The sequence below is a fragment of the Fictibacillus sp. b24 genome, from assembly GCF_030348825.1.
In the GTDB taxonomy this organism is placed as follows: domain Bacteria; phylum Bacillota; class Bacilli; order Bacillales; family Fictibacillaceae; genus Fictibacillus.
In genome coordinates, this window is record NZ_JAUCES010000005.1 from 1,978,875 (window position 1) to 2,003,157 (window position 24,283).

Here is a 24,283-nt window from a genome sequence, read left to right on the forward strand (position 1 = left end):
TGCAAGATGCATGCCAAGTTACAGAAATTTCAGAAATTTAGTGATATACCCTAGTTTATGCAAAGTATGTTGAATGTGGGCCATTATACCTTCTATAAAAGTCTTACTTTGTTGTTTTGTAAGTGTTGATTTCCGTTCCAGGTGCTCCCTTTCCGCGGGGCAGGCGGTGAGCCACATTTGTAACGTTTCACTCTTAAGTGTCTCACCTGCCCGCCTGTCCCGCAGGAGTCTCCCACCTTGCACTCCAATCAACTGTCAAGGAAGAAATATAAAAGAGGTTTGAAAGCAACAATCTTCTATAAAAAAAGCATTTAGAAAAGATCTATCAAAAAAGAATAAACTGCCGAAAAATCGGCAGTTTATCTTTGTTTAATTTTATATTGAAGGGTTTGCCTAGGTACTCCTAGAATTTTTGCTGCTTGAAGAATGTTTCCAGATGTTTGTTTTAGTGCCATCTGAATAATTTGTTGTTCATAATCCCCTAATGCCTTTCTTAATGGAGGAACAGTAGATAAATCAGGTGTACTTTCTATACGGATAGTAGCATTTGAAGGTGCAACATGCTTTGGCAGCAATTCTAGTCCGATCAACGAGTAATCTTCGGAAAAGTTCATACTATGTTCGATGGCGTGTTTAAGTTCGCGTACATTACCGGGCCAAGAATAATTTTGGAGCACTTGTTCTGCCTCATCTGTAATGCCTTCAACTTTTTTTTGGAAGACAGCATTAAAATGCGTAACAAAATATTGAATCAGAAACGAAATGTCCCTTTTTCTTTCCCTTAAAGGAGGAAGTTCGAAATAAACAACATTCAATCTATAAAATAGATCGTGTCTTAAACTGCCTTTATTCATACACTCTTCAGGTTTTTCATTGAGTGCAGAGATTATCCTAACATCAATCTTGCGGGTAACATGGCTCCCAACTCGTTGAACGACTCCTTCTTGAACGACTCGCAGGAGCTTAGCTTGGAGCTCAACGGGCATTGAATTAAGCTCGTCCAAAAATAAAGTGCCTCCATCTGCCAACTCAAAAACTCCTGGCCGATCAATGGCTCCAGTAAAACTACCTTTCGTAGTACCAAACAATATACCTTCGAGCAGCGGTCCTGGAATCGCAGCACAGTTTTGAACAACAAAAGGTTGTGAACTGCGTTTAGAAGAGTTGTGGATCGCTTGAACAAACATCTCTTTTCCGGTTCCGGTTTCTCCGTAAATCATAATCGGTGATTGGGTTTGTGAGGCTTTTTCACACTGCTTCTTAACTTGATCAAGTGTTGAATCATTCGTGATAATATCTGAGAAGTGGTAACTGGCAAACGTTTGGTTCTTATGTGATTTATTTAATCTTTTCATTTTTGACTGCAAATCTAATAATTGTTCAGACAGTTGTTTTATTTTTGAAAGGTCTTTTGCTACTTCTACCGCACCTATCAACTCTCCATTCAGCCAAAGCGGTAAAGTGGAGTTCACCGTATCTATTTGTTTGCCTTTTCGGTTCGTATACGATTGGTGTTCATTAAAAATCGGTTTTCCTGTTTGAATGACCTTTAATAAAGTGCTGGTTTCTGTTGTCAGTGAGGGGAACGCTTCGAGTACATGACAATTATGAACTTCATCAGGTGTTAATCCATCAAGTGTTGCTGCAACCGAATTGTAAAAGATAGTTATACCATCTGCATCGACTACATGGATGCCTTCATCAATTGTTTTCAAAATGGCATTTAACGTTTCGGCTGTTTCCATTGAACCAGTGATCATCTTCGCTCACCACCAAGAGTGCTTAATTTTCGTCATCAGGTGCCGAAAAGTCGGCACCTAACTTGATAGATCTTTTACCCAAATATTCATATCTTCGTATTTATCAAAGATCTTGCAATTGTTAGCAAGCCTTCCTTTATAAACATATCCTTTTTGATAAAAAACAGCATTCATGCCAAAAGATAATGCACGTGCAATGGAATAAGAACAATAGATACTACGATTAAATAATTCTTTCTCAAGCTGATCAACTAAGTGCTTCATCAGCCCAAATTTCCGATGGTTAGAGAGAGTCGCACAATCCGTAATCTCAGCATTATGATACGTTGAATTTACATCAGCAGATGCAGCACTTACAATTTTCTTTTCATGTTCAACGACACAAAACAGTGTTCCAGATTGAATCATTTTTAGTACATATTCCGGATTATCCATGGGTGTAGGATAAACTTCAAAGACCTCCCCATATAATTCTGCAAGTGACTTTGCATCTTGAACATCAGCCATTCGGAGAGAGTATTTTTCTGGAAATGGACTTTGAGAGGCTCCTTGCGGCAGCTTCATAACTCCTTTTAATAGGTTATCTTCATCCAGCCAGTATTGGCTGTTTCTTCTTTCATTGGTAAAGTATTTACACATGGCAATAGCAGGTGCACCATTGAAGTATTTTGTAAATTCCCCCTCATAGATGTAACCTTGCTGAATCCAGAGAGCTGTATCTTCATAACGAGATTTAACAATTACCTTGTTAAAGTTGTTCTTTATCACTTCTTCTTCTAACCATATAACTAAATGATTCACGCTTCCTCGATAGTCATCGATACGAAGCCGCTCGTTATAATAATCAAAGCAAGTATCTGCAGTGAAATGGGGTTGTTGTACCTTATGATTTTCATAATAGGTCGTCTGCACGTTTTTTCGCCTCCTGTTCTATCACATAATTTAACTTCCATAAATCAAGAGTAAATTCCTGCATAAAAAAAACCACCTTCCTTCAGGCGGTTTTTAGAATTTGATTAAGTTGTTGCTATTTGTTATAGAGCTCTATGAGGAAGTCTCCATCTTAACTTAAGAGATAGCATTCTAAAAGCAACTAAGCAAATGAACAGAATCATATATTCAACGGTACTGTTTACAATATTTAAACCTACAATCAACCCGCCAAGTAAAGCCCATACTGCATAAATTTCTTCACGCAATACGACTGGCTTTCGTCCTGCCAGCACGTCGCGAATCATGCCTCCGCCGATACCCGTCAATATTGCAGCAACAATCACTGCACTTATTGGATGGTTCATGCTTGTGGCAGCAATCGCACCTTGAATGGCGAATGCAGAAAGCCCTATTGCATCAAAAAAATGAAGACTTCTTTTTGAGTATTGTATAAAAGTTTCTGGCATAAAGAAAACAATGCCCATTGAAGCAAGTGCTGATTTTAACAAAAGGCCTTGTTCCCATATGGTGTCAACCGGAAGTCCGATTAATACATTCCTCAAAACACCACCACCGAATGCTGTAACTAAACCTAAAATAAAAACACCGAGAATGTCATAATCCTCTTCCATTGCAACTAAAGCACCTGAAATCGCAAAAGCTATCGTCCCAATGATATTTAATAAATCCCAAGTCAAACCCGTTCTTCCTCTCTAAAAAACAATATACTCCGTATTGAATCTTATAAGGTTATGAACCGACTGGCAAGGATTATTTGCAAAAACTTTTTAACTTCTCTATAGTGCTGAGCGGTACACTGCAGCTTCCAAGATCTCCATGAAAAACTTCTCCGTTTCGAAAACCGTGAAAATCGCTTCCTGCTGTTTTTATTAACGAATATTCTTCAGCTAACTTTTTGTAATGATTTACTTGGTGTGATGAATGATCTGGGTGACAGCACTCGATCCCAATCAATCCGTTCTCACTTAATAAAGGAATCAGTTCGTCAGCACCATAAATGCCCGGATGTGCTAAAACAGGCACACCTTTTGCCTTTTTTATGATTTGTATCGCATCTATTGGTGAAATGCGCTCAGGTGTAGCATATGCTGCTTTACCTTTTCCTAAATATTTGTCGAAGGCTTCTGGAAGAGAGTGAACAATCCCCTTCTCCATTAGAATCTCCGCAATATGTCCTCTTCCAACATTTCCATCCCCGTGCCTTTTTGCTTCTAATTCTGATTTGTTAATATTGATTCCAAGTTTATTTAGTTTTTGAAGAATCATTTCATTTCTTTTGTCTCTTACAGAAGTAAGGCTTGTTAAAACAGAAAGAAATTCTTCATCTTTATAATCGATATAATATCCTAGGACATGAATATCTTGTCCTTTATACAATGTACTGATTTCGATACCAGGAATACATTCGAAATTTGGATGTTTACTTGCTTCAAGCATCGCTTCTTCTATACCGCTTACCGTGTCGTGATCAGTAATTGCAATGGCTCCAAGGTCTTTTTCAAGGGCTCTTTTAATGTTTTCTGCTGGACTAAAAGTACCATCTGATGCAGTGGAATGGGTATGCAGATCGCTTTGTTTCATTTTTTTCTCCTAAAATTTATAATTTAATTACGGTACGTGAAATTTTATTCTTGCTGCTCTTTTTCAACTGGGTTATCACGATAACTTATCCAATCGCTCCAACTGCCTCCATATAGCGCAGTATTTGTGATACTAGCCTCATTCATAGCAAGAATATTCACACAAGCTGTTACGCCAGATCCGCAGTATACGATTGCTTTTTCGTCAGAACGAAGATGAACTGCATACATTTCCTGCAGATCTTTTTTTTCTTTCCACCAGCCGGCTTTTTGAAAATGCTTCTCCCACGGAATATTAATAGCTGTTGGTATATGGCCTGCTTTATGATCAATCGGTTCGATCAAGCCTTTATATCTGTTAGGCTCCCGAGCGTCTATCAGCATTTTATTTCTGTTTTTAATGACAGATATAATATCCTCCTTCATGACAAGCATGTCTTCCCTAATTTTGGACTTAAAGTGTGATTGCTTCTCTATAGGCATTTTTCTTGTGATGCTATGACCTTTTTCTTTATAGTGTGTGTAGCCGCCTTGCATAACATATACGTTGTCATGTCCTAGGTATTTCAATAGCCACCAAAGTCTGGAGGCCATAGCACCTGATTGGTCATCATATGCGACAACAATTTTTTCAGAGTCAACCCCACAACGGCTTAAAAATTGTGATAGTATGTTTACGGAAGGTAATGGATGACGACCGCCATGAGTTGAAACTGGTGCTGATAGATGTTGGTTCAGATCCGCATAATATGCGCCTTCGATATGATCCTGTTTATACAGCTCAAATCCTTCTGAAGGATTTGTTAACGAAAACCGGCAATCAAAGATTACAATATCATCTCTGTTAAGATTTTTGTCTACCCATTCCGGTCTTACAAAATTGGACATACTTAAACCTCCTATTTAAGAAGTAATACGTTATTTTAACTTCATCTAGGGAAAGCTGTAACTATTAGAAAAGATAGAAAGAAGTGACGTACAAAATGATACATAGTATTCCAAACGCGTCCATTGTATTATTTGGAGCGACTGGTGACCTGGCTCACCGAAAACTATTTCCTGCTCTTTATCAATTGTATCAAAAGGGGCATATGAAAGAGAACTTTTCTGTTGTTGGTGTTTCTAGAAAAGAGTATTCACACGAAGAATTTCAAGCTGAAGTGGCTTCAGCTATTAACGAACACGCACCAAATGCAGATCGAGACATCGTGAAAAAATTCTCTTCTCATTTTTATTATTTAAAAATGGATGTAACAAGTGAACCGAGCTATCATGAATTAGAAGAACTATTGAACGTGCTTGATAGAGATTATCAGACGAATGGGAATCGCTTATACTATTTAGCGATGGCTCCAAGTTTCTTTGGAACAATTCCAACTTTCTTAAAATCAGAAGGTATAACAAACACAGAAGGCTGGCAGCGCATCGTAATTGAAAAACCATTCGGTCATGACCTCCCTTCTGCTACGAAGTTAAATGAAGAGATCCAACAAAGTTTTAATGAAGATGATATTTATCGTATTGACCACTATCTCGGTAAAGAGATGGTCCAAAACATTCAAGTGATTCGTTTTGGAAATGCGATTTTCGAATCCATCTGGAACAACAAGTACATCGACTCTGTTCAAATCACATCTAGTGAAACTTTAGGTGTAGAAGATCGAGCAGCTTATTACGAAAAATCAGGTGCACTCCTTGATATGGTTCAAAACCACATGCTTCAAATGGTTATGATGGTTGCCATGGAGCCGCCAGGTGAACTAAAGCCTGAACATATCCGTGATGAAAAAGTTAAAGTGCTTCGTTCGTTGCGTTTCTTTAATGAAGAAGAAGTACAAAAGAATGTGATTCGCGCACAATATTCTGATGGAAAGATGAACGGTGAAAAAGTTCCAGGATACCTGCAAGAAGAAAATGTTGCTCCTGAGTCAAAAACAGAAACATTTGTAGCTGCTAAACTGTTTATCGATAATTTCCGTTGGACAGGCGTACCTTTCTATATTCGTACAGGAAAACGAATGGCTGTAAAGTCTACAGAAATCGTTATTCAATTCAAGCAAGGTCCAATGGCTCTTTATCATGCAAAGACAGAAAAATATCAGCCAAATCTTTTAAGAATTCACGTTCAGCCTGATGAAGGTGTTAGCCTGACTCTTAATGCTAAACCAAAAGGTGACACATCTGATCTGTTGCCGATCGATATGACATATAACAATAAATCAACTGCTGAGATGAACTCTCCAGAAGCATATGAAAAGCTTCTCCATGATTGTCTTCTTGGGAATTCAACCTATTTTACTCGTTGGGATGAAGTAGCTCTTAGCTGGGACTTTATTGACCGCATTACAAAAGCTTGGCAGGATGGTACAGGTTCATCAATTACACAATATCCTTCTGGCAGCATGGGTCCTATTGAAGCAGATGAATTGTTGAATAGAGACGGCCATTCTTGGTGGGAACCTACAAAAGTTAGAGAGGAATGTTAACCATGAAGATTTATGATGTTTCTTTACCGATCTATGAAGGTATGCCGGTATATAAAAACAAACCTGAAAAACAGCCTGAGTTTAATACTGCACAAAACGGTCATGTTACAGAAACAAGGATCGCAATGGATGTTCACACTGGTACACATGTAGATGCACCACTGCACATGGTACCTGGCGGTGATACGATCGAAACACTGGCGATCGAAAAACTTGTTCGAAAAGCAAAAGTAATTGATCTTACAAGTTCACGCGAGTTCATATCTGCTGAAGATCTTGCTGGAAAAGATATTCAAAAAGATGACTTTGTTCTCTTTAAAACAAAAAATTCTTGGGACACTGAATTTAACTTTGAATTTATCTATGTGAACAGTGATGCAGCTAAAGTTTTGGCCGAGATTGGTATTGCTGGAGTTGGGATTGATGCACTAGGTGTTGAGCGAGCGCAAGAGAATCATCCTACTCATAAGCAGCTCTTTCAAAACAACGTAATAATTATTGAAGGACTCCAATTAAAAGAAGTACCTGAAGGTGAATACTTGATGGTAGCTGCTCCTCTTAAAATCAGAGGATTGGATGCATCACCTGCAAGAATCGTCTTAATTGAACAGTAAAATAAAAGGCTGTTTTCGCAAACTTTGTTGCTCTTGAAAGTGGTTGATTTCCGTTCCAGGTGCTCGCTTTCCGCGGGGCAGACGGTGAGCCACATTTGTACGTTTCACTCTTAAGTGTCTCACCTGCCCGCCTGTCCCGCAGGAGTCTCACACCTTACACTCCAATCAACTTAACATAGAAGAGAATTGAACAGAATGCTTCCAAAGCAATCCTTCAGAAAAGAGCCAAATAAAAAACAGCGGACATTCCGCTGTTTTTTTGTTTTATGTTATTCTAATGCCGGTTTTAACTTCTTGCTTATTTGAGGATCTTTCTTTCCCTCATCTCCCCCGCCCTTTTCTTTTTCTGGTTTTATAGCAAAGAATGCAGCAATCGCTCCAACGATACTAACTCCTGCTGATGTGTAAAACACGAGCTCATGAGAAGATTTCATTAAAATGGCATATACAGGCGGTCCTAATGCTACACCAACAAATCTCATCGAGCTGTAGATCGATGTGATGGAACCTCTTGCTTCTTTCTCAATTCCTTCTGTGATAAGTGCATCCAAACTTGGCAAAGCAGCACCTATACCGATACCAGCTATGAATAGTGCACCTAATAAAAAATACACGTTCTCAGTAAATGTGATTAAAAATACTGATCCTCCTAAAAGGACCATAGATAAAAATGTACACCATTTCATAACTACTTTATTCTGCTTGATCTTTTTTCCAGCAATAAATGAAGCAATTGATAAAGCAAGTAGAGGCAAAGCGATTACTAAGCCTTTCATAATCCCTTTTACACCATATTTTTCTTCTAAGATCGTGGACAGATAGAATAAAATGCCGAACAATACAAACATAATGATGCCGCCGATTATAAAAATAGCGAAAAGCCATCTGCCTTCATTATGAAAAATTTTCTTTATGTTTTTGATGTATTCCTTAAAAGGCTGCTGTTCTTGATCTTTTTTAGGTACTTTAACTAAAAATAATACTAAAACAATAGAAAGAATACAGAATACCGGGATGAGCCAAAAAGGTAAAAACCAGATGATTGTTGCTAAAAACGCACCCAATATCGGACTTAAAACTTTACCGATCGTATTTGAAGTCTCAATCAACCCTAAACCTGAACTTACCTCTTCTTCATCTTTAAACATATCTCCTACTAACGGTAAAACAACAGGAGCCGCACCAGAAGAACCAACCCCTTGTAGGAAACGGCCAATTAGAATAAACGTAAACGCTTGATCGGCTTGCCAAGCAGCCCAACCCGAGATCAATCCACCGATTCCAGCAATAAAAAGGCTAGGTATTATTACTTTTTTTCGGCCAAAACGGTCGGACAAATATCCTGCAATCGGTATTAAAAGAATGGCAACAATCGAATAAACGGTAATAATCAGCGAAACCTTAAACGAACTAATATTAAGTTCTTTTCCTATTTCAGGCAATACGGGTATAAGCATAGAATTCCCCAGTGTCATTACAAGGGGAATGGATGCGAGTGCAAGTAAGTCCAACTTTTTCTTTGCTTCCATAATTTCCTCCACTACCGTACTATTACCTCATTAGTATTGTAAAAAGTCATAAAACCATACAAGAAAATACACCCATTGACTGAAGAAAGCAATTAAAGATACACTTATGGGAACGTACTTTTTGCAATTTTTGAGGAAAATGAAAGGAAGTATTCTTTGTGGAACATTTACTAAACGATCAAGCTAAATCAATTCAAATATCAGGGATTCGCAAGTTTTTTAATGAAGTTGCTCAGTTTCCGAACGCCATCTCCTTAACATTAGGCCAACCGGACTTTCCTACTCCATTACACGTCAAAGAGGCCGCTATAGCTGCTATACATAACAATCAAACCGTTTATTCTCATAACGCTGGTTATCTTGAACTGAGAGAAGCCGCTTCTGAATTTGTAAAAGAAAAATATGAGCTTACATATGATCCATTAAGTGAAGTTATAGTTACAGCAGGAGCTAGCGAGGCGATTGATATTACATTGCGCACGATTTTAAGTAATCATGATGATGTTCTGCTTCCTGCTCCTGTTTATCCTGGTTATGAACCCGTAATCACTTTATGTGGTGCGAACACTATATATATGGATACAACACAGACTGGATTTAAAGTTACTCCAGAATTGATCGACAAACATATCACTGACAAAACAAAAGCCATTATCATACCTTCCCCATCTAATCCCACAGGGGTTGTACTTGAAGATCATGAATTAAAGGAGCTCGCGGAATATTTGAGCGAGAAAGATATCTTTGTACTATCCGATGAAATCTATAGCGAACTTAAGTACAACGGCAAGCATCGATCGATTGCTCACTTTGAAGGAATGAGGGAAAAAACATTTGTCATAAATGGTCTGTCCAAATCACACAGCATGACAGGCTGGCGAATTGGACTTTTGTTCGGTCCTCAAAACCTGTTGCAGCATGTATTAAAAGTTCATCAATATAATGTCACTTGCGCGTCTACCATTTCTCAGGCAGCTGCTATTGAGGCGTTAACCAATGGTAAAGATGATGCATCAGAAATGCGTGAAGCATACAAAGAACGTTTAGACTTTTGCTACAGCAGGCTTAATAAGATGGGAATTTCCTTTGAAAAACCGAACGGAGCATTTTATCTTTTTGTATCGGTAAAAAAATTCGGATTATCTTCTTATGAATTTGCATTAAAGCTGTTACAAAATGAAGAAGTTGCGGTTGTTCCCGGTGATGCTTTCACTACTCTTGGAGAAGGGTATATTCGAATTTCTTACGCTGCCTCTATGGAGCAGTTAAAAAAAGGTATGGATGGAATCGAAAACTTTATAAATTCTCTTACTTAAACTGCCCTCAAATTGGGCAGTTTTTTCGAATAAGTTAACATAAAGATATTACGGTTAATTCAAAGTCTCTGTATAGAAACTTGAATTAGAAAAAAACTAAAATTAATTTATTCAAAGGATGCGTTTTTGTGAAGTTAAACGGTTTATTAAGCCACTTGCATATTTCAATTACTACTGAGGATGATCCTATCATCACAGGGATTACCTCTCATTCAAAAAAAGTGAAACCTGGATACTTGTTTTTTGCTATTTCTGGCGTGCAAGCGGATGGCCATCAGTACATACAAGAAGCATTCGAAAATGGTGCAGCAGCCATTATCGGAGAGTATGATGAGGATATCGGACCAGGTCATTATTTTTATGCTAAAGATACGAAGCGATTATTGAGTCTTGCCGCTTCTTACTTTTATGATGAACCATATAAAAAACATAAAATGACAGGTATAACTGGTACGAACGGCAAAACCACTACCTCTTTTTTATTACAGCACATACTTGTTTCACATGGTACTTCTGCCGCTCTTTTCGGTACCGTATATCACTATATCAATGGTAATAAAGTGAAGAGTACACATACGACCCCTGACCCTGTTACTCTGCAGCAGATGTTAAGCGAAAGCAATGATGATGCGGTTGTTATGGAAGTTAGTTCACATGGTCTCGAACAAAAAAGAATTGAAGGAATTACTTATGATCAAGCAATCTTCTTGAACTTAACTCATGACCACCTCGACTATCACGGAACAATGGAATCGTACTATCTCTGTAAAGCTAAATTGTTTTCCTATTTAAAAAATAAAGGAACAGCTATTATATGCAGTGAAGGTCATTATGGGAAACGTCTAACAGAAGAACTGAATTCAAAAAATGATCTTCAAGTTTGGACTTACGGCAAGCAAAAAACTGACTCTTTCTATATTGAAGATGTAGGAAAAAATTCATTTAATTTGGTACATGAAACGCTTCAGGTAACCGTACCTTTACCGTTGCCGGGAGAATATAATGCGTTAAACACAACCGCTGCAATTGCTGCAGCCTTAGATTATGGAATACCTATTAAAAGCTCTGTCGAACATTTAAAAAGTTTTGAAGGAATTCCAGGACGATTTGAAGAAATCACCCTTCATAATGGGACAGAAGTTATTGTTGACTATGCACATACTCCTGATGGTGTATCTCAAGTGCTTGAAGCAGCAAGCAAAAAAGCAGGTAATCGGCCACTATATCATGTGTTTGGATTCAGAGGCAACCGAGATCTAACTAAACGCAGTGAAATGATTAGCATTTCTTCAGAATATACGACGAAAACCATTTTAACTGTGGACGATTTAAACGGTGTGGATCGAGATCAGCTCATTCAAGAAACACAAGAAGCTATTCCAAAAGGTTCCCTCCGGCCTGACATCATCCCTGATCGGACAGAAGCGATTTTCTTTGCTTTAGAAGAAGCTCCTGAGAACTCTGTAGTGATCATTACAGGAAAAGGACCTGAAAAGTATAAAGAAACGTATACACATCCGTCTGATTCTGATCTTAAAACTGTCGAATTGTTTCAATCGATGAATAAACCAACATTGATCTAAATAAAAGTCTGTATCATCGGGTAAGCGAGGCAAAAATGACCTTTACTAATTGGTTGGGTGCGGTGATTTCCGCTCCAGGGTACATGCTTTCCGCGGGGCGGGCGGTGAGCCCCGCAGGAGTCAGTACCCATCCGCTCCAATCACTACATGTTTTTATCAAATGCCAAAAGGGCTTAAATCATTCTCGCATTGACGAGGTTGTTTAAGCCCTTTTTTCTGTATAAAAAATTTGTGGATGAAAATGATCAAAAAACAAGGACTTCGCATTGGCATCACACACGAAGTCCTTATATATTCATTTCTGTATGCTTCGATTGAATTGGACATCTCACCGCAGTAAGGTAAACAAACAATGAATACTAAAAAGATTTAATACTTCGAGATTTTTTTGTTCTTTTGCTTCATTGCCAAGTTGATTGGAGTGCAAGGTGCGAGACTCCTGCGGGACAGGCGGGCAGGTGAGACACTTATACGTGAAACGTATGAATGTGGCTCACCACCTGCCCCGCGGAAAGCGAAGCACCTGTAACGGAAATCAACTACTTCCATAAGACAACAAAGTTTTTTCGAAAACAGCCTCTCACTTTACAGCTCCTGTAATTGTTTCAAGCTGTTTTGCATCTGCTGCAATCGTTCTTCTAAATCTCCAGGCTTCTTTAATTCCTCGAAATAAGCAGTCAATTGATTGATGATTTGCTGTCTTGCATTCGTTTCCGCGCTTAACAGTATAGCATCATAATGTTCGGATAACTTCTTATTCGCTTCTATCAGCCAGTTCTCCACTTTTTTGTCTACTTCATTTACAAGATCATTCTTTAGATCCATCGAACCGTTCTGCTCAAAGAATTGTTTTGGATTCTTAAAATATGATAACCATTTCTTTTGCATTGTTTCATCTTTACTTTCTATAGCTAAAGAAAATGCAGGTGTGCTGTATAAGTTCGTATGATCGGATTGCTGCAGACTTACTCCTTCGTCGTTAGCTTTATCAATCATGTGTTCTACTTTCTCTTTTAAACCTTTTTGTATCCAATTATCTAACCTTAATGAGCAAGCTTTAAATTCTTGATTCAAGTCATGTGAAAGTTTGGCGAAAAGCTCTTTTATACAGTCTGATAGAGCTGCTTTAGAACTTTGCACAGCAGCAGGATGAATCGTCTCTTTATAAAAATCATGATAACGAATCAATACTCTTTGTTTAATATAATAAAGAAGTTCCTTTTGCTCTTGGTCAAATTGTTTTCTTGAAACTGTGACATGACTCTTTCCATAATCAATAAGAGTTCGTTCTCTTATTTGCAAGGATTCTATATACTCATCTTCTTTTTCCATGCGCAGCTTTGTCTCGTTAATGATATTTTGTATGGTAAGGCTGGCATGTGTAATTGAAGCCTGTGCACTCTTTATCATGCTATGCTCTAGATCATGCTCAATATACGAGTACAAACTCGACGTAAAAGGACCAAAACCACTGTTAGCACGCTCAGAGTGAATTAATTCGTTTTTACTCGACACCGGGAACAATCTCGGGTTTCGAATCCCAAAAGTAAGAAGATTACTTTTAACGTGATTCACTACGTCCTTCTTATCCTCTTCATTATCTGCCAAATCAGAAGCATTAATGGCAAAAAACATCTTATCTGAGGTGAAGGTATCTTTGATTCTTCCTAACTGAATTAAAAACTCTCGATCAGCATATGAAAACGCGTGATTAAAGTAAGTCAGGTAAATAATAATGTCTGCATGCTTCATATACTCAAAAGCTACTTCAGTATGACGGGAATGAATTGAATTTGCTCCTGGTGTGTCTACTAGAACTAATCCTTTTTCTGTTAAAGGACAGTTATAATACACTGTAATTTTTTTAATAAAACAAGCTTTCGTCTCATCTGCTGCATACGTGCTTATGTCAGTTAGATCTGAATGAAGAGTCTTCCCCAAATGCTTGTTCGCCCATCCAAATCCTTCTCTATAAGAATTTATCTTTTCATCATTTGATTCTGTTATGAACGTTATATCGTGTTGTGATGTTTCTAAAAGGATATTTATTTCTTGAAGAACTTCTTCCTCGCTCTTCATTTGAATTACGATTGAACCATGCTGATTATCTTGATCTGGGAACCTGATTTCATTTATTGCAGCCGTTGTCGGATTTGGTGAAGATGGAAGAATATTTTCACCGAATAGAGCATTCGCAAATGAAGATTTACCAGCCGAAAATGCACCAAAAAGAACCATCGTAAATGACCGTTTTTCAAATCGATGCTGAAGCGTCTCCATCTCTTCCGCTAAATGAGTGAGTCCTGACAAAGGCTTTAAAATGGCAGCTGTCTTTGAAAGATTCTCTGTTTCCTTTTGAAGTGATGCAGATTGTGAAATCTTACTTGTTACATTAACAGCAGTATTAGGCCCTATTTCATCTTCAACTTCTGTTTGCTGATTAAACTTAGTTTTGAAAAATTCGACTGAGATAGGATGATATTCTGCTAGAAACATCTTTTCAAATTCACTTACAGAATGATGACCTGGCAAGTCAGTATTAAGGATTTTATTTAATTCGTATTTTTGATCTTCCCATGTTTCTGCAACTTCTTTTTCATTCTGCAGATTAACGATTTCCTGTTCATTTCGTTTCAATTCTGTTTGAAGACTTAATAACTCTTCCCTATTCGAATGGTTCAATTGCTCAGAAGTAAATGTTAAACAATCACTAATTTGCTGCCGTGCTAATTTTTTTATTTCGTTAGAGATGCTATTGCAATAATTTAAAAGTCCTTGTCCTTGAGATGACAAACCAGATTGTACAAATGAATACAATATCTCTTCATTTACTTGTATCGGCTGCCAATCTGGCAAATCTTCGCTCATCTCTTTTTGCAGTGAACTTATATACGTTATAGCATGCCAATTGACATGCGCATCAACCGATTCTTGAAGTTTTTCTTGAAAAGCTATTAATCGTTCTTTCCGCTCTTGTTCTGTTTTTTGCTTAGAAAAGAATAAACCGACTTTAAAGTCTTTTTTAGCTGACTCGATAAACAATCCTGCCTTTTCTCTCGTCTCAAAAGGCATCAGCTGAGCGGAATCTAGTATGTTGACCATATGATTTCGAATGTTTTCTATCTTTTCTTTTACAGACTGCTCATTCATTGATAGCTGTCGTACAAGCTCATCACGGCTATGAGAAAGGAGCTTTAACTTTTCATTTACCGCATCTAATGCAGGCTGGTCATCATCTGTCTTTTCAATAAAGTCATTTACAAAGTGCTGCAGCTGACGATTGATTTGCTCTAATAGCAAGGCATCCTTGTTCATCTCTATCTTTTTAATGTATGCCATTAGAGCGGTAAGGTCGTTGTGTGAAAAACTTGGCTTCTTTACACTCGTAAAGAAGATATGCTCTTTTGAGATCCCAAATGTTTGAAACGTTTTAAACACATTTTCTTTAAAGTTATGAAAACTAAGCTCATCTTCTCTATGTTTATCAATTTGATTAACAATAAGTCGAACAGCTTTTCCTCTATGAATCAATGATTGAATAAATTCAATATTAGTTTCAGAAAGAATATGATTATAATCCATTACATAAAAGATTAAATCCGCTAAGTACACCACATTTTCAGTAGCTTTTTTATGAAGAGGATCTGTAGAATCGATACCTGGTGTATCATAATAAGCAATATTTGATCGATCACCATGGGATTCATAATATATTTCTATCGCTTCCACAAGCTCTGCATCTTTACATAGAGCTTTAATCTCATTTACATCGTAAGGGTCATTAAATGTCACTATTTCTTTACTCTTCAATTGAACGACTGCCTTTGGAACACCCTGTATCATTTTAACAATGTTAGCACTCGTTGGGATCGGAGAGGATGGAAGTATTCCTGTCTTAGAAAGGGCGTTGATCAAACTTGATTTTCCCGCAGAAAAATGGCCGCAAAAAGCTATAGCAAACTCTTCCTTTGCTACTTTAAGGAAAAGTTTGCTCAGTTGTTCTTCTTCTTTTAGTTGTTTCATTTCATGGAACTCTTCATATAAAGAGATCAAACGTTGTTTTTCTGTATATAGCAGTTCTTTTTGAGTTGACTTCATCGTATCCACCTGTCTTCAATACTGTATCACTATCCACTTTACCATATATATGATAGCGATTTCACCATTGATTATCTTTTTAACCCGGATTCCGATTGAGTTATTTTTTCATTTTATTAAAAAAGTAAGCCATAAAAATCTCATCTTCCATTTCACCATCGATGATAGCTTGATTCTTTTGTCTTCCTTCTATTATAAAACCTGCTTTTTCATACACCGTTACAGCCTTTTCGTTGCCGGAAAAAACGGTAAGCCAAATTTTATGTAAGTTATTACTCTGACCCCAACGGAGTGTATAATTCAATAATTCTTTTCCAATTCCAAGACCTTGCGCATCAGGATGGATCCATGTTCTGAACACACCGGTATGCTTTTTCATTTGAAGTTCACCTTTAAGGACTCTCGCTATTCCTACAACTTTTCCTTTACGCTCAACAGCTGTGTACATGTCTTCTTTTTGTTTGACCTCATTAATAAATTCAATTTCTTCAGAAACAGAACGAGGTTGTTCTTTTTGGAGGTACCTTCCTGCTTTTACGATTGCCTCAACATGTGCTGTAATGTCTTTTGCATCTTGTTCTTTTACGGGTCTTAAGATGATTTCTTCACCATTTTTTGCTGTAAATGAAAAGCTGTCCCCATTTGGCATGCTATTATTCCTCCATTGCTATGATTGTATTATTATGTCTCGTTTATATGTTGTCATTCATCAGGAAAAATAATGGTGGTTGAGCTTTATCGTTGATTGTTCAACAACAGCAAGCCCAAACGAGAACTGCTTTTCTCTTCTTTTATCAGTTGGTGAACCAGGGTTAAAGAGGATCTTGTTATCTTTTACTTCATGAAATGGGATATGAGAGTGTCCGAAAATTATTACATCCACATCGTCATCTTTGCACGCTCTAAAAGCACGCTCAGGTGTGGACCTTCCTTTTCCAAGATGACCGTGGACCATAGCAATCTTTACTTCTTCTAGCTTCAAAAGTACTTTTTCAGGAAGTTTGGTGCTCCATGTTCCATTATCCACGTTACCCTTTACTCCATAAACAGGCGCAAACGATTGTAATTCTACATATAAAGATTCCGTCGTCCAGTCTCCTGCATGTAAAATATAATCCACACCATTTTTTAGCACTTTTAGGATAGGTTCAGGAATTGTTGTACCTTTTTTCGGCATATGAGTATCAGAGATAATTAAAATCTTTTTCAATGAAGTCATCCTTCCCAAGTTCATTTACACTCTTTTTTATGTTTGAGCGTTGCAACCGGAGTAATGTCGCATCGCCTTTATTTCTCATTTAACACCTAATATGTATGAATAACCGCTTAATCTTTTAATTTTATCGCTTAATCTGTTTCATTATCTTCATAAAAAGAGCAAAAAAAGCAAGGGTAGATTCCCCTTGCTTTCGTTATACTTATCTGTTTTTAAAATCTTCACGAACACGTTTTTGTGAACGGTATGATTGATCACGGCTGCCGCTGCTGCTGCGGTTTCCGCCATCACGAGAACCACTGCGCTCACCTTTAGAATATCCAGAACGGCGATTGTCTCTTCCGCCTCCACCCTCTCTTTTAGGGCCTCCAGAACGTCTGCGATCAGAGAAACGATTATTAGGACGTCTCTTTTTAACTGATAGTGGCGGCTCATCTGTAAGATTGATTGGAGTCGTATCAGGTTCTTTTGTAAGAAGCTTAAGAGCTGCAGCTAAAAGCGTTACTGAATCGTTTTCTTCTAGTAACTCGACAGCTGTTTGCTTATAACCGTTAAAGTTATCTTCTTCAACTACTTCCATCAACTTTTCAAGAGTAATCTGCTGTTGTCCTTCCATTGCTTCTGATACTGAAGGAATCGCACGTTTTACCATTTTACGCTTTGTGATTTTTTCGATCGTGTATAGGTGATCGATCTCACGCGGCGTGATAAACGTTAAGGCATAACCTGTTTTTCCTGCACGACCAGTACGTCCAATACGGTGAACATAGCTTTCTGGATCTTGAGGAATATCGAAGTTATAAACGTGAGATACACCAGAGATGTCAAGACCACGAGCAGCTACGTCAGTTGCAACAAGAACTTCGATCGTGTTGTTTTTAAACGCACGTAACACTTTGTCACGTTTTGCTTGCGGAAGGTCACCGTGAATCCCTTCAGCTGAATATCCACGTTTGCTTAATGCTTCAGATAATTCATCTACACGACGCTTCGTACGTCCGAAAACGATCGCAAGCTCTGGAGAGTGAATATCCATGAAGCGGCAAAGCGCATCAAACTTTTGACGTTCTTTCACTTCAACATATTCTTGTTCAATGTTCTTAACAGTCATTTCAGACGCTTTTACTTTAATAAGCAATACGTCCTTCATGAATTTTGCAGCTAAGTTTTGAATTTGCTTAGGCATTGTAGCAGAGAAAAGCATCGTGTGACGTTCTGTTGGAACGTTTTCTAAGATCTTTTCAATGTCTTCAACAAATCCCATGTTAAGCATTTCATCAGCTTCATCAAGCACAACTGTATGAACGCTATCAAGCTTCAATGTTTTTCTATTGATATGGTCTTGCACACGTCCAGGTGTTCCTACTACGATGTGTGGACCATTTTTTAATGCTTTGATTTGTCGAACAATGGATTGTCCACCATAGATCGGCAATGTTTTGATTCCTTTAAATTGACCGATTTTATTAAGTTCTTCTGCTACTTGAACAGCTAACTCACGAGTTGGAGCTAATACGATTCCTTGAACTAATCGTGATCTAGTATCCATTTTTTCGATTAGCGGTATACCAAACGCAGCTGTCTTACCAGTCCCTGTTTGTGCCTGGCCAATAAGGTCAGTCCCCTTAAGTGCTGTTGGAATGGTGTCACGCTGAATCGGTGTTGCTTCCTCAAATCCCATATTGTTGATGGATTGAAGCAACTCAGGACTAAGTCCTAATTCTTGAAATGTTGTCAATGTTCTATCTCCTTTTCTGTGACGAAAAAGGTTTTACGATAACCTCGTGGACTCGGCATTCGAATAAATTGCAAAAGTTGCCGGCCAATTTGTTTTTTCAAAATACATCATGATTTGCACATAAAATAGCATTTCCGCGGGTTTTATTGACTGGAAATGCTTAGCCATGTGAATATGCGTAAAAATTAAACGTTAATAGTTACAAGGCTATCCGTAATTCAAACTTGTTCCGTCCATATATATTCCGTTGTTAAACTTATCACGTAACTATAATAAATGCAACTCTTTCCATTGCAAGTGGTATTGAATCTTTCTCTAACACATCTTTTAAACATGTGTTATTTTAGGCAGAACGGTATTATTTTAACCAATGGAGTTTTAGATGAAACATCATTTCGATACATAAGAAAGAATAAATTTTTGAAACCATCGCACGCTAACAGTATTACCTTTGTGTGAAAGAAGGACCATTATGGATCAAAACTGGGTTTCAGTCATACCGTTTTTAGTTGTAATTCCCATTGCTATCAAGACAAAACAAGTATTACCAGGGTTGATAGCAGGCTTATTAACAGGATCTTATCTTCTGCATCCAACACTTGTTGGCGGACTTGAAAAGATGGTTTCTTTTTTAGTAAAAGGACTGATCGATCCTAAAAATATAAAAATTTTAGTATTTTTGTATGCATTTTCAGGTCTAATCTCAATGATAAAACTTTCTGGAGGAATAAAAGGTTTTGTTGAAGAAGCTTCCAACCGAATTCAAACAAAAAGAGGGGCATTGTTTTTAACATATGTTTCAACGATAGGTACCTTTGCCGCCCCTAGTTTTCGTTTTGTTACGATTGCTCCTATCATGAGAGCACTCTTAAAGAAAGTTAAAATGTCAACTCAAGAGCTTGGTTTCGTTATTGAAACAACAGCAACCCCAATCATTGTTTTAATTCCAATCGCAACTGCGTTTGTTGGTTACATGACGTCAATCGTGGACATTTCATTAAAAAATGAAAATATAAAAGCTGATCCCTATTCCCTTTTTATACAAAGTATACCTTTTAACTTTTTTTCTTTTGTCATGATTCTTGTAGGAATCTACTTAAGTTTTTTTCATCACTCAAAATCGACAGAAGAAAGTGATCCTAAAGCAGTGGGTGAAAAAGAAGAAGATGATTGGCATAGCTGTGATCCTGCGGTTAACCGTGAACTTCCTAACAAACCGTTTAACTTACTCATACCTCTCTTTTTAGTCGTGTCCCTTACTCTATTTTTAACTTGGTGGGATGGGTATAAGAAAACACAAGGCGGTTTTTTTGAAGCCTTTATATCTGCTGATGTAATGGATGCGATGTTAATTGCTCTTTTGTTCACGACAATCTTCACGTTTCTTTTCCTGCGGTTTCAAAAAATGAAAATAGGAGACTTGTTGAACGGATTCATTTTTGGCGGGAATGAACTGATGAGTGTGATTGTATTGTTAGCTGTAGTTTGGGGCTTATCTTCAGTAACAGAAGAGCTTGGTTTTTCTGCATTCGTCACACGATATGCCGGCTGGATTCCGGCTTCAGTCATAGTTCCGTTGCTGTTTATATTCGGCTGTGCCGTTTCTTATTTTATAGGTTCTGCATGGGGAACGTGGGGGATATTAATGCCTCTCGGTGTTTCGATGGCAGGTGTCGCTGACGTATCTCTGCCTCTTGTAATTGGTGCTGTTTTTGCAAGCGGCACATTTGGAGCATTCGCTTCACCATTAAGCGATGATACGAATACGATTGCCCGCATACTCAATCTCTCCGTTATCACGTATGCGAGATATAAATTGAAACCCGCTCTTATTGCAGCAGGAATAACCGCAGTACTTTATGGAGCTACAGTGTTTTTCTTTTAAACTTTGGTTGTTTTCGCAAACTTTGTTGCTCTTGAAAGTGATTGATTTCCGTTCCAGGTGCTCGCTTTCCGCGGGGCAGGCGGTGAGCCACATTCGAACGTTTCACTCTTAAGTGTCTCACCTGCCAGCCTGTCCCGCAGGAGTCTCGCACCTTCCACTCCAATCAACTTTTTACAGAAGATAATTGAACAAAACGCTTCCAAAGTAACAATCTTATAGAAAAGAGCCTAATCTTTTGGACCTCCACTTAGGAGGTTCGTTTTTTTCCTTCTTCTCTTAATTCGTGTATAACACCACGATATCGTTCCCTTGACCATGAATTATAGGAAGGGTGAGGAACTCCGCAGAGAATGGTTAAATCATCTTTAATAGAAAGCTTGTTCACATATTTTTCAGCAAACCTTCCACACGGTACGATGATGGTATTCTCTTTTATTAGTGATGAAAGCCTGTACTCAAAATTCTCTACAAGCAATTTGTCAAAGGCAGCTTTGTTTTCATCTTTATAAAGTTTAGCTGAACTGATCCTTATTGCTTCTGCAATTTGTATTTCATCCTTATACTTATCAACAAATACTGAATCAGGAAAAGCGGTTTGTTGAAGAGGAAACGGGCAAACATTCACAATACCATATATGGTTTTCTTTTTGTTTAAAATGGCTTGTTTTAAAAATTTGCCCATGGGAAGTATTTCTTCTTCTAAAAACAGTTCTTTAGCCATCGATCGTCCTGAAAGCCCTGCAAGAGGGACACCCGCTTTTATTTCTTCTTTATGTGGTGACTCTAAAATAAATATTATTTCTGTTTCTTTTGTTGTAATGTCTTGAACACTATATAAAGATTTAGCATCTGTAAAAAAAGAATGGATTTTCATGACAAAGCCCCCTATTTCACATAACAGAATCGATAGAAATCTTATTATCAAATCAATTCTTGCTTTTAGTTCATCCTGTTCCTTCTCATCAATAACTTCAAAGAACTTTTACATAATCGTTTTGATTGTGAATACAACTAGCATATGCCACAATAACATCATTACCTAAAATGCATCTCAAGGAGTGAAATACATTTGAAAATTAATATGAATGAAGATACTGCTAAACATGTCATAAACGATCTCCAAGCAACTCCGGATGATTCTATCCGCTTTTTTGTGCGACTTGGAGGCTGCAGTACCGTACAAGACGGCTTTTCATTAGGCATAACAAAAGATACACCTAAACACCCTGCAGCAGAACTAACCATGAACGAACAAACCTTTTTTATTGAAGAAGAAGATGAATGGTTTTTTGATGGTAATGATTTAACCGTTTCTGTAAAAAACGGAGAAATTCAATATGACTTTCATAACACAATCAATACCAATTAACATTATAAAAACTTTTTCAGTTCTTCGCTACGCCCTTCTACTTTCATAATCTCTTTTTGCTTATTCCCTAATAAATCAAAATGGGGATAAGCATCTCTTTCATGAATCCACTCTTTTTTTAAGCCATATTGCTTTCCCCAACGTACTAATTTTTGAATATCTCTGCACCCTACTTTTGTAACACTTTTCTCATTTGGAAAACGCGGATCATACCAAAAGTGTGTGAGAAAAGCTATATTCCCTGATTCAACTTCTGCTTTCCAATCTTTTAGCTGTGAACGATTTATCCCAAAAGCCATCAGTCGACCATACTCGCTTTCAAATATGCTTCATGCCATTCTGGAAAATATTTTTTTATTGAGATCGGTCTGAAGTTATCTTTTCTTACACAGACATGTGTGGATTCTCCTGTGACACATAGCACATTTTCTTCATTATAAATTTCATAAAGATAGACAACCTTTATGCCCGAATACTCTTTTATAGCGGTTTTAATAATTGCTTTTTGCCCATATGTTAACGGCTTTTTATATGAAGCTTGTATATCTGTAACAGGAGATAAAATTCCTTGTGCTTCCATATCCGCATATTTAAATCCTAAATGTTCAATGAGTTTCGTTCTGCCTATTTCAAACCAAACAAGATAGTTGGCATGATAAACAACTCCCATTTGATCGGTTTCTGCATATCTGACATCAACGCTTGTTTTGACAAAATTCATATGTATTCAGTACCCCTTTTAATCTTTTCCTTACACTTTAGTAGAAAAATCAAAAAAAGACCAGCAAAATGCCGGTCTTTCTATTATTGTAGATCATTGCCTTCTCTATAGGCTTTTTCTTCCTGAATTTCATTTTGGAACTGTTCGATAGATTCTTGGCGGTGCTGGTTCTTTTCTTTGATCTGCTCTTTTTGACTAGCAGTAAGTTCGGTGTTATCCATCGTTTGGTTAGCTTCTGAAATGTTTTGCTCTGTGTTTTGAACCATTTGCTCTAAGCGTTCAACGTTGTTGCTGCGGTCGTCTTTGTTTGGTTTTTGCATGATGAATTCTCCTTTTTTCGTTGAAGTAATACCATCATAGTTTGTGCAAAAAACAGATCATCTTATTCTTAATTTTTTTGGAGTAAAATTGGACTCATGTTCTGAATGCTGGTTTCACAGAGTTCCGTTAGATATTTCCAATATTCAACGACACTTTCGTCCTCTGAGTTTTTCATCGTGATCTCCAGCCAAGCCAACTCTTCAGCAAGTCTTATCGATGAACCGATCCAGTATCTTTTATTCTTAACTGTGATTTGAAATGGTTCTTCAAATCGAAACGGCAAATAAAACCCTTCCGTATTTGGATGAAGAATGATGTGCTGATAAACCGTACCTTTAAAAAGCTTAGCGTAAAACAAAAATACTCCATCATTTTTTGCTGCTGCTTTTTTCAATTTATCAAGGGTTTCCTCATTACCAACTTCAATTGTAGTAATTTCTTTTTCCCAATTCAACTCTTCACGAAACGGAACAAGGTGTCCTAATCGCTGCATTTCAATCTCTAATTGTCGGTATAAATAATCCTGATCATCTTTATTATGTGATACAGGTAATGGTTTGACAGATGCCGTAATCAAACGTACCCCTCCTAATTCTTTCACTACATACATTTTTTCGACAAAATCTTTCATATATGGGAGTCAATCGTGAAATTTTGGAGAGGTAATATTTACATAAGTTTATTTATTTTCCTTTTGGAGGAACATAATCAGCATGGTCATGCGACTTGTTGGCCATTTTCTTTCCGTTGTTGCTGTTGCTCTCACGCGGCTGTGTGCCGATATGATTTGGTACAAAATCTTCTGGAAAGCGTTTTGGATTACTCAAAGGTCTTACCCCCTTTCGTCTTCTTTTTACTTTTCCATTAATCAAAATCATCTATTCATCAGAGAAACAGCAAATATTTTTATGAAATCTGATTATTTTGATATTCGATTGGCCATATTGATAATAGTTCAAATGAAGAGGTGTCATGATGAGGAAAAATAGAAAAATGAGCTTTAGAGAGCTTGTTAATGAAAACAAAAGACAGCTGCTTAAAGATGAGACATATATTGAACAGCTTGAAAAAAAGATTGATGAAAGACATACAAAAAACGCATAAAAAAACCCT

The 24,283-nt window shown here is 37.5% G+C and carries 27 protein-coding genes; 8 read left to right on the forward strand and 19 right to left on the reverse strand.

Annotated elements, in window-relative coordinates; all coding sequences use genetic code 11:
* Positions 1-92: 92 nt before the first annotated feature.
* From QUF49_RS10170 to QUF49_RS10195, 6 genes are all read right to left on the reverse strand, one after another.
* Positions 93-236, reverse strand: coding sequence for a hypothetical protein (locus QUF49_RS10170; RefSeq protein WP_289495547.1), 144 nt, complete (start codon positions 234-236; stop codon positions 93-95).
* Between the two features lie 123 nt (positions 237-359).
* The gene (locus QUF49_RS10175; protein ID WP_289495548.1) at positions 360-1,760 is read right to left on the reverse strand and encodes a sigma-54 interaction domain-containing protein; all 1,401 of its coding nucleotides are present in this window, start codon (positions 1,758-1,760) and stop codon (positions 360-362) included.
* 57 nt (positions 1,761-1,817) lie between these two features.
* Positions 1,818-2,672 (reverse strand): putative beta-lysine N-acetyltransferase, encoded by an 855-nt coding sequence (ablB, locus tag QUF49_RS10180; protein ID WP_289495549.1) that lies wholly within the window; start codon positions 2,670-2,672, stop codon positions 1,818-1,820.
* A gap of 122 nt (positions 2,673-2,794) precedes the next feature.
* Positions 2,795-3,391 (reverse strand): trimeric intracellular cation channel family protein, encoded by a 597-nt coding sequence (locus QUF49_RS10185; RefSeq protein WP_289495550.1) that lies wholly within the window; start codon positions 3,389-3,391, stop codon positions 2,795-2,797.
* 73 nt (positions 3,392-3,464) lie between these two features.
* Positions 3,465-4,295 (reverse strand): PHP domain-containing protein, encoded by an 831-nt coding sequence (locus tag QUF49_RS10190; RefSeq protein ID WP_289495551.1) that lies wholly within the window; start codon positions 4,293-4,295, stop codon positions 3,465-3,467.
* A gap of 44 nt (positions 4,296-4,339) precedes the next feature.
* The gene (locus tag QUF49_RS10195; RefSeq protein WP_289495552.1) at positions 4,340-5,182 is read right to left on the reverse strand and encodes a sulfurtransferase; all 843 of its coding nucleotides are present in this window, start codon (positions 5,180-5,182) and stop codon (positions 4,340-4,342) included.
* A 95-nt stretch (positions 5,183-5,277) separates the two neighbouring features.
* Between QUF49_RS10195 and zwf the strand changes: the two genes are divergently transcribed.
* Positions 5,278-6,780, forward strand: a complete 1,503-nt coding sequence (zwf, locus tag QUF49_RS10200; RefSeq protein WP_289495553.1) for a glucose-6-phosphate dehydrogenase — start codon at positions 5,278-5,280, stop codon at positions 6,778-6,780.
* Between the two features lie 2 nt (positions 6,781-6,782).
* Entirely contained in the window at positions 6,783-7,394 is a 612-nt protein-coding gene (locus tag QUF49_RS10205; RefSeq protein ID WP_289495554.1) for a cyclase family protein, read from the forward strand.
* Here the strand turns inward: QUF49_RS10205 and QUF49_RS10210 are convergent.
* Together QUF49_RS10210 and QUF49_RS10215 are read right to left on the reverse strand one after the other, a co-directional pair.
* Positions 7,380-7,517, reverse strand: coding sequence for a hypothetical protein (locus QUF49_RS10210; RefSeq protein ID WP_289495555.1), 138 nt, complete (start codon positions 7,515-7,517; stop codon positions 7,380-7,382). The two genes, QUF49_RS10205 and QUF49_RS10210, sit on opposite strands and share 15 nt — an antisense overlap.
* A gap of 146 nt (positions 7,518-7,663) precedes the next feature.
* Entirely contained in the window at positions 7,664-8,923 is a 1,260-nt protein-coding gene (locus QUF49_RS10215) for an MFS transporter (RefSeq protein WP_289495556.1), read from the reverse strand.
* Between the two features lie 158 nt (positions 8,924-9,081).
* On the opposite strand from QUF49_RS10215, the gene QUF49_RS10220 reads away from it, so the two are divergent.
* From QUF49_RS10220 to QUF49_RS10230, 3 genes are all read left to right on the forward strand, one after another.
* Entirely contained in the window at positions 9,082-10,239 is a 1,158-nt protein-coding gene (locus QUF49_RS10220) for an aminotransferase A (RefSeq protein ID WP_289495557.1), read from the forward strand.
* A gap of 128 nt (positions 10,240-10,367) precedes the next feature.
* The gene (locus QUF49_RS10225; protein WP_289495558.1) at positions 10,368-11,822 is read left to right on the forward strand and encodes a UDP-N-acetylmuramoyl-L-alanyl-D-glutamate--2,6-diaminopimelate ligase; all 1,455 of its coding nucleotides are present in this window, start codon (positions 10,368-10,370) and stop codon (positions 11,820-11,822) included.
* A 428-nt stretch (positions 11,823-12,250) separates the two neighbouring features.
* On the forward strand, positions 12,251-12,373 hold the full coding sequence (locus tag QUF49_RS10230) for a hypothetical protein (protein ID WP_289495559.1): 123 nt from the start codon (positions 12,251-12,253) through the stop codon (positions 12,371-12,373).
* A gap of 34 nt (positions 12,374-12,407) precedes the next feature.
* On the opposite strand, the gene QUF49_RS10235 is transcribed toward QUF49_RS10230, so the two are convergent.
* The 4 genes from QUF49_RS10235 to QUF49_RS10250 all read right to left on the reverse strand — a co-directional run bounded on the left by QUF49_RS10235 (position 12,408) and on the right by QUF49_RS10250 (position 18,874).
* Positions 12,408-15,920: a dynamin family protein gene (locus tag QUF49_RS10235; RefSeq protein ID WP_289495560.1), complete on the reverse strand. Its 3,513-nt coding sequence runs from the start codon at positions 15,918-15,920 to the stop codon at positions 12,408-12,410.
* Between the two features lie 100 nt (positions 15,921-16,020).
* Positions 16,021-16,569: a GNAT family N-acetyltransferase gene (locus tag QUF49_RS10240; RefSeq protein ID WP_289495561.1), complete on the reverse strand. Its 549-nt coding sequence runs from the start codon at positions 16,567-16,569 to the stop codon at positions 16,021-16,023.
* A 60-nt stretch (positions 16,570-16,629) separates the two neighbouring features.
* Positions 16,630-17,130: a metallophosphoesterase family protein gene (locus QUF49_RS10245; protein WP_289495562.1), complete on the reverse strand. Its 501-nt coding sequence runs from the start codon at positions 17,128-17,130 to the stop codon at positions 16,630-16,632.
* A gap of 208 nt (positions 17,131-17,338) precedes the next feature.
* The gene (locus tag QUF49_RS10250; protein WP_289495563.1) at positions 17,339-18,874 is read right to left on the reverse strand and encodes a DEAD/DEAH box helicase; all 1,536 of its coding nucleotides are present in this window, start codon (positions 18,872-18,874) and stop codon (positions 17,339-17,341) included.
* Positions 18,875-19,346: 472 nt separating this feature from the next.
* Here QUF49_RS10250 and QUF49_RS10255 point away from each other — a divergent pair, with 472 nt between their 5' ends.
* Positions 19,347-20,759 carry a Na+/H+ antiporter NhaC family protein gene (locus QUF49_RS10255; RefSeq protein WP_289495564.1) on the forward strand — a complete coding sequence of 471 codons (1,413 nt, stop codon included), beginning with the start codon at positions 19,347-19,349 and terminating at the stop codon, positions 20,757-20,759.
* Here the strand turns inward: QUF49_RS10255 and QUF49_RS10260 are convergent.
* Complete coding sequence (locus tag QUF49_RS10260; RefSeq protein ID WP_289495565.1) at positions 20,740-20,910, reverse strand: hypothetical protein; 171 nt, start codon at positions 20,908-20,910, stop codon at positions 20,740-20,742. The two genes, QUF49_RS10255 and QUF49_RS10260, sit on opposite strands and share 20 nt — an antisense overlap.
* Positions 20,911-21,006: 96 nt before the next feature.
* Entirely contained in the window at positions 21,007-21,633 is a 627-nt protein-coding gene (locus QUF49_RS10265) for a uracil-DNA glycosylase family protein (RefSeq protein ID WP_289495566.1), read from the reverse strand.
* 207 nt (positions 21,634-21,840) lie between these two features.
* Between QUF49_RS10265 and QUF49_RS10270 the strand changes: the two genes are divergently transcribed.
* The gene (locus QUF49_RS10270) at positions 21,841-22,128 is read left to right on the forward strand and encodes a HesB/YadR/YfhF family protein (RefSeq protein ID WP_394603916.1); all 288 of its coding nucleotides are present in this window, start codon (positions 21,841-21,843) and stop codon (positions 22,126-22,128) included.
* Between the two features lie 2 nt (positions 22,129-22,130).
* Here the strand turns inward: QUF49_RS10270 and QUF49_RS10275 are convergent, their stop codons facing one another.
* The 5 genes from QUF49_RS10275 to QUF49_RS10295 form a co-directional block, all read right to left on the reverse strand.
* A complete protein-coding gene (locus QUF49_RS10275) occupies positions 22,131-22,427 on the reverse strand; it encodes a hypothetical protein (protein WP_289495568.1) in 297 nt (98 codons plus the stop codon).
* Positions 22,427-22,849 carry an acyl-CoA thioesterase gene (locus tag QUF49_RS10280; RefSeq protein WP_289495569.1) on the reverse strand — a complete coding sequence of 141 codons (423 nt, stop codon included), beginning with the start codon at positions 22,847-22,849 and terminating at the stop codon, positions 22,427-22,429. The genes QUF49_RS10275 and QUF49_RS10280 overlap by 1 nt, the downstream gene beginning before the upstream one ends.
* 83 nt (positions 22,850-22,932) lie before the next feature.
* The gene (tlp, locus tag QUF49_RS10285; RefSeq protein WP_289495570.1) at positions 22,933-23,169 is read right to left on the reverse strand and encodes a small acid-soluble spore protein Tlp; all 237 of its coding nucleotides are present in this window, start codon (positions 23,167-23,169) and stop codon (positions 22,933-22,935) included.
* Between the two features lie 68 nt (positions 23,170-23,237).
* A complete protein-coding gene (locus QUF49_RS10290; RefSeq protein ID WP_289495571.1) occupies positions 23,238-23,747 on the reverse strand; it encodes a hypothetical protein in 510 nt (169 codons plus the stop codon).
* A 106-nt stretch (positions 23,748-23,853) separates the two neighbouring features.
* On the reverse strand, positions 23,854-23,997 hold the full coding sequence (locus QUF49_RS10295) for an acid-soluble spore protein N (RefSeq protein WP_066241162.1): 144 nt from the start codon (positions 23,995-23,997) through the stop codon (positions 23,854-23,856).
* 148 nt (positions 23,998-24,145) lie between these two features.
* Between QUF49_RS10295 and QUF49_RS10300 the strand changes: the two genes are divergently transcribed.
* The gene (locus QUF49_RS10300; protein WP_082820674.1) at positions 24,146-24,274 is read left to right on the forward strand and encodes an FbpB family small basic protein; all 129 of its coding nucleotides are present in this window, start codon (positions 24,146-24,148) and stop codon (positions 24,272-24,274) included.
* Positions 24,275-24,283: the final 9 nt, after the last annotated feature.